Annotated in this window: 9 protein-coding genes and 1 pseudogene; 4 read left to right on the plus strand and 6 right to left on the minus strand. The window is 59.5% G+C overall.

All coding sequences use genetic code 11. The features are described from left to right. The first annotated feature begins 173 nt into the window (after positions 1–173). Both ACCD00_RS22465 and ACCD00_RS22470 read left to right on the plus strand, forming a co-directional pair. The gene (locus tag ACCD00_RS22465) at positions 174–443 is read left to right on the plus strand and encodes a short-chain dehydrogenase (RefSeq protein WP_413427597.1); all 270 of its coding nucleotides are present in this window, start codon (positions 174–176) and stop codon (positions 441–443) included. Between the two features lie 77 nt (positions 444–520). Further along, a pseudogene (locus ACCD00_RS22470) lies at positions 521–775 on the plus strand (type II toxin-antitoxin system HicB family antitoxin); the annotation flags it as partial. Positions 776–1,148: 373 nt separating this feature from the next. On the opposite strand, the gene tam reads toward ACCD00_RS22470, so the two are convergent. The 5 genes from tam to ACCD00_RS22495 all read right to left on the minus strand — a co-directional run bounded on the left by tam (position 1,149) and on the right by ACCD00_RS22495 (position 4,968). Beyond that, a complete protein-coding gene (gene tam, locus ACCD00_RS22475) occupies positions 1,149–1,919 on the minus strand; it encodes a trans-aconitate 2-methyltransferase (protein WP_413427598.1) in 771 nt (256 codons plus the stop codon). A gap of 131 nt (positions 1,920–2,050) precedes the next feature. Then, positions 2,051–2,554, minus strand: a complete 504-nt coding sequence (locus ACCD00_RS22480; RefSeq protein ID WP_413427599.1) for a DUF4142 domain-containing protein — start codon at positions 2,552–2,554, stop codon at positions 2,051–2,053. 73 nt (positions 2,555–2,627) lie between these two features. Further along, complete coding sequence (locus tag ACCD00_RS22485; protein ID WP_413427600.1) at positions 2,628–2,786, minus strand: stress protein; 159 nt, start codon at positions 2,784–2,786, stop codon at positions 2,628–2,630. A gap of 117 nt (positions 2,787–2,903) precedes the next feature. After that, a complete protein-coding gene (locus ACCD00_RS22490; RefSeq protein ID WP_413427601.1) occupies positions 2,904–4,250 on the minus strand; it encodes a diguanylate cyclase domain-containing protein in 1,347 nt (448 codons plus the stop codon). A 79-nt stretch (positions 4,251–4,329) separates the two neighbouring features. Beyond that, positions 4,330–4,968 (minus strand): LysE family translocator, encoded by a 639-nt coding sequence (locus tag ACCD00_RS22495; RefSeq protein ID WP_413427602.1) that lies wholly within the window; start codon positions 4,966–4,968, stop codon positions 4,330–4,332. A 158-nt stretch (positions 4,969–5,126) separates the two neighbouring features. Between ACCD00_RS22495 and ACCD00_RS22500 the strand changes: the two genes are divergently transcribed. Further along, positions 5,127–5,366 (plus strand): CopG family ribbon-helix-helix protein, encoded by a 240-nt coding sequence (locus tag ACCD00_RS22500; RefSeq protein WP_413427603.1) that lies wholly within the window; start codon positions 5,127–5,129, stop codon positions 5,364–5,366. Further along, positions 5,356–5,640, plus strand: a complete 285-nt coding sequence (locus tag ACCD00_RS22505; RefSeq protein ID WP_413427604.1) for a type II toxin-antitoxin system RelE/ParE family toxin — start codon at positions 5,356–5,358, stop codon at positions 5,638–5,640. The genes ACCD00_RS22500 and ACCD00_RS22505 overlap by 11 nt, the downstream gene beginning before the upstream one ends. 19 nt (positions 5,641–5,659) lie before the next feature. Here the strand turns inward: ACCD00_RS22505 and ACCD00_RS22510 are convergent. Beyond that, a partial coding sequence (locus ACCD00_RS22510) for a LysR substrate-binding domain-containing protein (RefSeq protein ID WP_413427605.1) occupies positions 5,660–6,386 on the minus strand: 727 nt, incomplete at its 5' end.

Raw genomic sequence — 6,386 nt, forward strand, 5'->3', positions numbered from 1 at the left:
GAGCTATCTCGGAGCGTTTCTGAACGCACTTGGCTACCTGTTTATGGTGGCTGTGCGTGGGAGACCTTTGGGTCTGCCGGTTTGCCTTGTCCCGGTTCGCCAACCTGCGTACAGCTGCCACCTTTTGTTTGGCGACACTGAGTGGTAGTTCACTTCAATTCAAGGAATCACTCATGAATGAATATATGGCTTTAACCAGCAACGCCGACGACCTCCCCTCCCTCTTCGTCAACACCACCCAACCCCTGCACTCCCTGCTCAGCACCGCCAGCTACAGAATTCGAGCCGTCACTCAGCTCCTTGAAAACCTCGCGATGCGTGGCGACATGACCTCCGACACAGTGGTCCTGAGCGACTTCGCATTGCTCTGCTGCGTGCCGTTGCGCGATGGGTGCGATGTGCTGGATGTAATTGCTCGACGCATGGATGCAGAACCAGCCTGACAGTCCACCCGGCGCCTTTCGGGGGCGCCCTTTGGGATTCATAACCCCACCCGCTGTGTTCACGGAGGGCCATGAACATGTTTTACCCGATTGCGATATCCATGGGCGACGACAAACATGCGTGGGGCGTGGAAGTCCCGGATGTGCCAGGTTGTTTTAGCGCCGGTGAAGATCTGGAAGATGCGATAGCCATGGTTCAACAAGCCATCGAGGGGCATTTCGAGATGCTCATCGAGGACGGTGCGCCCTTCCCCTCAGCCAGCAGCGTTACCCTGCACGCATCCAATCCAAAGTACGCTGGCTGTACGTGGGCACTGGTGGAAGTCGACGTGATCGAGTAACTGATTGGAGCCCCTGATATGACTCAAAACAGTGGGTCGGTGTTCAGCGTTGAATGTGACCCTGCCACCCAGACGCTCATTTCTTTTGCGTATAGATCACCGCAAGCGAGTAAAAAAGCCGTAGAGCGGCGTTAAGCCCGGCAATTGATCCCTTATTCTCCCGGCTCACCCTTCGCCCCCGAGATCAACATGCACAATTCAGAGTTGGGAATCATGATCATTTCAATGATCGGGTTGTTCGGCTTTGCCTCGTTTGCTTTTGAATATTTGAGCGCCCGACGCTCGAAAAAAAACAAGCCTCAGTGATATTTCCAAGCGGCAAAAAAAGGACAGATGACGCTCATCAACTGTCCCTTTTTTTGCATCAGCGGGTTGCGACGATAAACAGTCGCGGGAACGGCAACAGTACCGAACCATCGGCCAAGGCCGGATACGCCTGCTCGATAGCCGCCTGATACTGCTTCAGATACTGCGCCCGCTCCGCCTCGTCCAGCGGATCGAGGAACGGCCGCAAACCGCTACCCTTGAACCACTCCACCACACCAGACGCACCGCCCGCGAGGGGATGATGGTAGGTGGTGCGCCACACATCGACGCGGGTACAGCAGGCTTTGAGTATCGAGTAGTAACCGCTGGCACTGTCCATCTCCGTGCGCTGCCCGGCAGCGCCTGCCAGTTTGCCCACCCATGGACCGTCCGCGGCCACTTCGCGCATCAAGCGGTGTGAAGGCTCATTGAGGTTGTCGGGCATCTGGATCGCCAGGCTGCCACCCGGTGCCAGTTTATTCACCAGTGAAGGCAGCAACGCAGCGTGATCGGGCACCCACTGCAACACCGCGTTGGCGAAAATCACGTCGAACGGGCCGCTGTCGCTCCAGGTGTCGATGTCGGCCACATCGAACTGCACGTTCGGCAGGCGTTTGCGCGCGGCCTCGATCATGTCGGTCGAACTGTCCAGTCCGCGCACCGTGGCGTTGGCAAAACGCTCGACCAGCAGCTCGGTGGAGTTACCGGGGCCACAACCGATATCGATGGCCGAACGCACGTCCCCGGCGGGGATGGCCGCCAGCAGGTCACGGGCGGGACGGGTGCGCTCATCTTCAAAAGCGACGTACTGTTTGGCGGACCAACTCATTGCGTTCTCCTGTCGGTGTGTCGTCCTGGCCGAGGCCAGCAACCGGACCGCTACGATACATCGACTGGAAGCAATTGCCCTATCCCGACCTTTGGTGGAGTGCGTTGAGATTGCCCTTGACCTGCTGACGCTCAACTCCTCGCCTGCAACGCCTTGGCCATTTGCAGATGACTTTGCAATTTAGGAAGGGTTTCCTCGGCGAATGCCTTGATCTGTGGCACGTCGGTGGTCTGCGCTTCCTGCTGCAACTGATCGATGGCTTCCTGCGTGGTCTTCACTTGACTGGCTGTATAGGCCGCATCGTATGTCGCCCCATCCATGACTTGTGGCATCAGGGCTTTGGCCTTTTCGACAATTTCTTCGCGCGGGGCCACCGGCAAATCCAGTTGTTTGGCGATTTTCGCCAGGTGCTGGTTCGCAGTGGTACGGTCGTTGATGACGATGATGGTGTAGTCCTTGACTTCCCTGGACTCGGATTTCTGGTGCGCCAGGCGACTCGCTTCAATATCGGCGATCCCTTGTGCCGAAGCCTCGTCGATAAATTCGGCGGGCGACTGGGCAAAGACGCTGCTGGATAAAAAGCCCAGTAACATGGCAAAACTGGCACTGCATAATCGGGTGGCCATGCGGTTCATGGTCGCGCCCTCCTTTTTCCAATTCAAACGGGAGCTTTCGCCCCCGCCTCTCAATCAAAACCACCTGCATCCTTTAGCGGGATTTCTGACCGCCCTTGCGGCCCATGTCAGGTTTCGCCGGGTCTTTATCGACGGTCGTGGTGGTGGTTTTCCCACCCTTGCGACCGGTTTCAGAAGCCTTCGTTCGGTCGTTGGGGAAGTTTCCCGAGTTCGAGTTTCTTGAGTTAGGCATGATTCTCTTCCTCTTGATGATGATCGCGGCGAGCCGTAGCCCGCATAGAATCTGAATTTGCGCGTCGCAAAAGGTTTAGAAAATTGCGTGGATACCACGACGAACGGTGTCCGGCTTTCAGACCATTCGCAGGTGATGTTCGCGTTTGGCGCAATACATCGCCTCGTCGGCATGCCGGAACAACTGCTTCTCTTCCGTGCCGTGATCAGGGTATCGGGCGACGCCGATACTTGGCTGGATGCTCAGGTTATGCCCGTCCAGACGCAGGGGCTGGGCCAGGACCTGACGGACTTTTTCGACCACGATATCGGTGTCTTTCGAGGCGTGAATGCTGTGTAGCAGCACCACGAACTCATCGCCGCCAATGCGGGCCACGGTGTCGGTTTCCCGCACGCAGCCCTTGAGCCGGTTGGCCACCGCTTGCAGCAGCATGTCGCCAACCGCGTGGCCATGGGTGTCATTGACTTGCTTGAAGCGGTCGAGGTCGACGTACAACAGCGCCATGTACCCGCCGTCTTCACGGGCCAATCGCAGTGACGCCTTGAGCCGGTCGCGCAGCAGCTCACGATTGGGTAGCTGGGTCAGTTGGTCGTACTGGGCCATGTGTTGCAGGCGGGCGTGCAATTGCTTGCGCTCGATGGCGGTCGCGACTTGGGCGCAGACGTACTGCAGCAGTTCCATGTCCTGCTCGGTGTAGCGTTCACCGCCCGGAATGCTTTTGACGATCAACGCGCCGATGGTGCCGTTTTGCGAGTTCAGCGGCACACCCAGCCAACACGGTGCGTTCTGCCCGGTTTCCAGCACTTCGAAGCCGGCAGGCGGTGTGTTCTGGTCCGGGGTCAGCAGGATCGGCTGCCCCGTGCGGATCACTTCGGTGCACAGGCGTCCGGTCATGGTTCCGGGTTGTTCGGGCTGTGGCTCGTGGTCATCGACGTGATAAGGGAAATTCAGTTGCGCGCAGTGCTCGTCGTACAGCGCCACGGAAAAATTCAGTGCCGGCAGCCATTCGCCGATGATCAAGTGGATGCGCTTGAACAACGCCAGCAGATCCTCTGCCGCATGGGCCGCCTCGGAAATCGCATACAACGCGGCCTGCCGGGATTCGGCCTGCTTGCGTTCGGTGATGTCGCGAGCCACTGCGATGCGCAACTGGTCGACCTCGGACCAACGTGCCGACCAGAGGATGTGCACCACGCGGCCATCCTTGCGCAGGTAGCGGTTTTCGAAGTTGAGCTTGGGCTCGCCACCCATGATTTCCCGGGCAGCGTCGAGGGTGCGCTGGCGATCGGCCGGGTGCACCATGTCGATCATCGGCTGGCCGATCATCTCATCGGCGCTGTAGCCGAATATGCGCTCGCACGCCGCACTGACAAAGACGAAGCGGCCCTGTTTATCCACCGCACAGACGGCGTCCAGCAACAGATCGATATAGCTCGCCAGCGGCGCGGAATTTCGGTTTTCCATGGTTCAGCGTGGGTGCCCCGATAATGCAGCGCTCTTCAATCATCCCTGCCCCTTCAGCCTTGCATCCCTGTGATTATCTTCAAGCCTTGTCCGGCATCAGCCCCGGCAACGCGTGGACCAGCGCATTGATGGCGAAACCGATGAACATTACCCCGCACAACCGGGTGATTGCCAGTTCATGACGCTGGTACAAGCTGCGCACCCGCCGTGCACCGACGATGCCGATGAGAATAGCGTAGGCGAGCAACCCGCCGACGAAGCTCAGGCCGATCAGTGTCGGCAGCATTGACCAGTGGAGCAGTTCCGCGCGGCTCGACAACAGCGCCGTGAACGTCGCCACCGCCACCGGATAGGCCTTGGGATTGGTCAGGCCAAACAGGATACCGTGCCAGAACGGCTGCCGCGCCGGGCCCTGCGGCGCATCACCGCTGCTGCGCCGGGCGCGCACCGCACGCCAGCCGAGCCAGAACAGGTACAGGCCGCTGAGCACACTGAGCACGTCGAACGCTGTACTGCCGATCTCCCGCGCACCGACAATCGCGATCAGCGCCGTGCTGCACCAGACCACATCACCGAGCAAATGCCCGCACAGAAACCCCGCCCCGGCCCGTCGCCCATGAGCCGCGCCAATGCCGAACACCGCCAGCACACCCGGCCCCGGGGTGATGCCGTAGATAAAACCCGAGGCAAGCACGGCCATTAGCAACGATGGGGTCATGGGGAGTCCTTTTGAACTGCTTGGTGAATGGTGGCCAGTCTATATCAGGTCATTGCCTGTCGACTGAAACATCTCGACAGACGAACGGGCTGGTCCCGCCCCACCGATGACGGTGTAGTATGTTGTATTACAAACCACTACATCGATCGAGACACACCATGTCAGTCATGTCCCTGCGTGTACCAGACGAAATCGCCGATACCCTAGCGAGTCTTGCCAAAGCAACGGGTCGCAGCAAATCATTTCTGGCCGTGGATGCGCTGCGTGAATACCTGGCCCGTGAAGCGTGGCAAATCGAGGAAATTCAGAAAGCCTTGAAGGAAGCCGATGAAGGTGACTTCGCGACACAAGAAGAAGTGAACGCAGTTGCTGACAAGTGGGCGGCGAATGCGCGTTGAGTGGTTGCGTACGGCGTTAAAGAATCTGGATGACGAAGCCGCGTACATCGCCATCGAGAATCCAGAAGCTGCAGCAGATTTTGTCCAGGCAATTCTCGCCAGTGTCGATCACCTTGCCCGATTTCCATCGACAGGTCGTGAGGGGCGCTTACCCGGTACCCGGGAATGGGTCATGCCTGACCGCCCCTATTTGATTCCCTACCGGGTTCGCCAAGGTCGGCTTCAGGTACTACGGGTTTTTCATACGCGTCGTCTGCCACCTTCCAATTGGTAAAGGCCATTTGGAAAAGCCCCTAGCGTTCGATCCCCTCCCCAATCCTCCGATTCAACCAGTTCAACGCCTGATCCCCGCCTCGCCGCTTGTGCCAGACCAGTACGAAGGTGAACGAAGGGATGTGAAACGGCGGCGGGACGACAATCAGTGATTGCTCATCGATATCGCGCAAGCCTCGGGACGCGACCGTGAGGATCAGGTCGGTGCCGCTGATGAGTTCCGGGGCCACGCTCCAGTGCGGCAGGCTGATGGCGACGCGGCGGCGTTCACGCAGGGCGGTCAGGGCCCGCTCGATTTCCGGGGTGCCGCTGCCGCGCATCTCCAGCAGGACGTGAGGCCGTGCCAGGTAGGTGGGCAAGTCGAGCACACCGTCGGCGGGCAAGCTTTTGCGATCCACCAGGCAGGCGTAGTGCTCTTCGAACAGCGGGGTGCTGCGCAAGTCATTGGGCATTTCCGGGAACACACCGACGGCGATATCAATGTCACCGTTGAGCACCCCGTCGAGCATGCTTTCGCGGCTGCCGTGGCTGATTTGCAGATCGATGCCCGGCGCTTCGTGGCGCAACGTACGGATCAGTCCCGGCAGAACAATGGCGGCGCCGTAGTCGGACATCGCCAGGCGCAAGGTACGCTGGGTGGTCGCGGGATCGAAGGCATTGGGCGCCAGCAGCGCTTGCACCTGGGCCAGGGCTTCGGCCAGCGGCGCCACCAGTTCCAGCGCTCGCGGAGTCGGCACAAGCCCGGCC

Source organism: Pseudomonas sp. Pseusp3 (assembly GCF_047304225.1).
Taxonomy (GTDB): domain Bacteria; phylum Pseudomonadota; class Gammaproteobacteria; order Pseudomonadales; family Pseudomonadaceae; genus Aquipseudomonas; species Aquipseudomonas fluorescens_CD.